The organism is Parvibaculum sp. (assembly GCF_040882025.1).
Lineage (GTDB): Bacteria > Pseudomonadota > Alphaproteobacteria > Parvibaculales > Parvibaculaceae > Parvibaculum.
Genome location: NZ_JBBECC010000142.1, coordinates 1 through 2970 on the forward strand (window position 1 = coordinate 1; position 2970 = coordinate 2970).

General features: G+C 64.1%; 3 protein-coding genes. 1 reads left to right on the plus strand and 2 read right to left on the minus strand.

The features are described from left to right. A partial coding sequence (locus WEB61_RS10080; RefSeq protein WP_368064208.1) for a Clp protease N-terminal domain-containing protein occupies positions 1 to 934 on the minus strand: 934 nt, incomplete at its 3' end. 198 nt (positions 935 to 1132) lie between these two features. Between WEB61_RS10080 and WEB61_RS10085 the strand changes: the two genes are divergently transcribed. Beyond that, entirely contained in the window at positions 1133 to 1900 is a 768-nt protein-coding gene (locus tag WEB61_RS10085; protein WP_368064209.1) for an MOSC domain-containing protein, read from the plus strand. A 17-nt stretch (positions 1901 to 1917) separates the two neighbouring features. Here the strand turns inward: WEB61_RS10085 and WEB61_RS10090 are convergent, their stop codons facing one another. After that, a complete protein-coding gene (locus tag WEB61_RS10090) occupies positions 1918 to 2601 on the minus strand; it encodes a DUF4167 domain-containing protein (RefSeq protein WP_368064210.1) in 684 nt (227 codons plus the stop codon). Between the last annotated feature and the right edge of the window lie 369 nt (positions 2602 to 2970).

Consider the following 2970-nt stretch of genomic DNA (forward strand, 5'->3'; position numbering starts at 1 on the left):
AGTGAAGGTCGCCGCGCGCCAGCGCCGGCTTCAGGAGGTTCGACGCATCCATCGCGCCATCGGTCTTGCCGGCGCCGACAAGCTGGTGCATTTCGTCGATGAAGAGAACGATGCCGCCATCGGAGGCGCTGATTTCGGCAAGCACGGCCTTGAGGCGCTCCTCGAACTCGCCGCGATATTTTGCGCCGGCGATCAGCGCACCGAGATCGAGCGCCATCAGCTGCTTCTGCTTGAGGCTTTCGGGCACGTCGCCATTGACGATGCGGAGCGCGAGACCTTCCGCGATCGCCGTCTTGCCGACACCCGGCTCGCCGATCAGCACGGGATTGTTCTTGGTGCGGCGCGACAGCACCTGAATGGTGCGGCGGATCTCCTCGTCGCGGCCGATCACGGGATCGAGCTTGCCCGAGCGCGCATCGGCGGTGAGGTCGCGCGCATATTTCTTCAAGGCATCATAAGCGTCTTCGGCCGAGGCGCTGTCGGCGCTGCGCCCCTTGCGCACCTTCTCGATGGCGGCGTTGAGCGCCTGCGCGGTGACGCCAGCCGTTTTGAGAATTTTTTCGGATTCCGAACCGGGCGTCAGCAGGATCGCCAGCAACAGCCGCTCGGCGGTGACGAAACTGTCGCCGGCCTTCTTGGCAAGCTGCTCGGCCTGCTCGAAGAGGCGCGCCGTTTCGGGCGCGAGATAGAGCTGCCCGGCGCCGGAGCCTTCGACTTTCGGCATTTTCGAAAGCGCCGTCTCGACGCCGGTCAATGCCTGATCGGGGCGGCCGCCAGCGGCGCGGATGAGACCGGCCGCAAGACCCTCCTCGTCGTCGAGCAATACTTTCAGGACATGTTCAGGCGTGAAACGCTGATGACCCGAGCGCAGCGCAAGCCCTTGCGCGGACTGGATAAAGCCGCGGCTCCGGTCCGTGTATTTTTCGAGGTCCATGTGTCTTCCTTTCAAGCACGCTCCGGAGCGGAGGCCCCAAGCGCCTTATCCGAATTCCGGCCCGGCCCTCAAAAGGCACCGGCCCTCAACGGATATTGGTGTTGCTTAACGGTCACACAAGAGGCAGTCTGCTGCCAGTTTGTCGCAGAAACCTGCCGAAATCGTGAAGACCGGCATCGAAAAACAGGACGGCACGGCATGCGAGACAGCGCGACAATCGTCGGCCTCTACCGCTACCCGGTCAAGGGTCTCTCGCCCGAGGCGCTGGCGGAAGTCACGCTCGAGGCGGGCGGAACCTTCCCCTGGGATCGCGCTTTCGCCATCGAGAACGGGAAACACGACTTCGATCCCGAAAACCCGAAGCATTTTCCGAAGATCAAGTTTCTGATGCTGATGCGGGACGAACGCCTCGCCCGGCTGAAGACGCATTTCGACGACGCCACGACGACGCTCGACATCGCGGAGGACGGCAAGCCGGCGCTGCGCGCGAATCTGATGACGGCGGAAGGCCGCGCCGCGATCGAGGACTTCATGGCCGATTACATGAAGGACGAACTCAGGGGCACACCCCGCCTCGTTCATGCGCCCGGTTTTTCGCATTCGGACGCGCCGGCGAAACTCGTCTCGATCATCAATATGGCAAGCGTGCGCGCGCTCGAGGAGAAGATCGGCGCGCATGTGAACCCGCTGCGCTTCCGCGCCAATGTTTATGTCGAGGGACTTCACGCCTTCGAGGATCACGACTGGGTGGGACGGCGTTTCAAGATCGGCGGCGCGACGTTCGAAGGCTTCCACAAGACGGTGCGCTGCGCGGCAACCAATGTCGATCCCGCGACCGGCACGCGCGACATGGAAATTCCGGCAACGCTGCTGCATCACTGGGACCATGCCGATCTCGGCCTTTACGCACACGTAAAATCGCCGGGCACGATCAGGCCCGGCGATAAACTCGTTCTTGAAGACTAGGCAGGCTCGGCGGGCGATCAGTCGCCCGGTGCAACCTCGGGCGTTGTGGCGGGCGCTTCGGCGCGGGGCTCGGCATCGTCGCCGCCATTGCCTTCGGCGCGCACCCCGTCGCGGCGCGGCTCGCCCTGCTGGCCTTCGCCACGCGGACGGCGGCGCCGGCCCTGACGGCGGCGCGGCTGTCCGTCGCCCTGCTCGCCCTGCGGCTGAGCCTGACGGTCAGGCTGCCGGTTCGGCTGACGGTCGTCATCCTCGCCCTCATCCTCGTCGTCCTGACGGTGGCCGCCATTCATCTCGCCGCCCTGTCCGTTGCCGTTGCCGCCCTGCTGGTGCCAGGGCTGGCCCGGATGACGCGGCTGGGCCTGATTGTCGGAGGTGAAATCCGTCTCCTCCTCCTCGTCTTCCGGCGGACGATAGGCAAGATTGCTCTGCGGCCGAACCTGACCCTCCTGCCCCGTTGGGGCAGCGGCCATCAGAAGCCGATAATAATGTTCGGCGTGCTGAAAATAGTTTTCGGCCATCACCCGGTCACCGGCCGAAATCGCATCGCGTGCGAGCTGCTGGTATTTCTCGCAGACGTGAGTCGCGTTGCCGCGAATCTTCACATCCGGCCCATTGCTGTCGTAAGCGCGATTGGTCGAATGCTGCGGCCTGCGGCCGCTGCGTCCGCGCGAGCGCTTGGCGTTGTTTTGCCCTTGCCTCATATGGTCTGATTTCTCGCTACTGGTTACGTCGGAATCTCGTTCAAAACCCATCCGCCACCTTGGCCGCGATCCGCTTTTCGGATTTCGCGCCCGCTTGAGCGGACTTCCAGCACACACAGACTTCCGGCCTTGCCGGCACGGCCCGTTTGGATGCTAAGAAGTTCTGGCCCGGTATCCTTGCCCCGCCCCGGAGCGCTGATGGACACTTTCGGGCGATTGCCTTGTCCGGGCCGCTTCAAGCGCCTCGGAACCCTGCCCGGCTGACGGAACTCCCGCGCCCCGGGTGCATCCCTCTTCTCGGAAGACGATCTTCATTTCGGAGGAGGGGGTTCGAGGAGCGAAGCGTTTTCAGCCCGGTCCGTTTTCCCT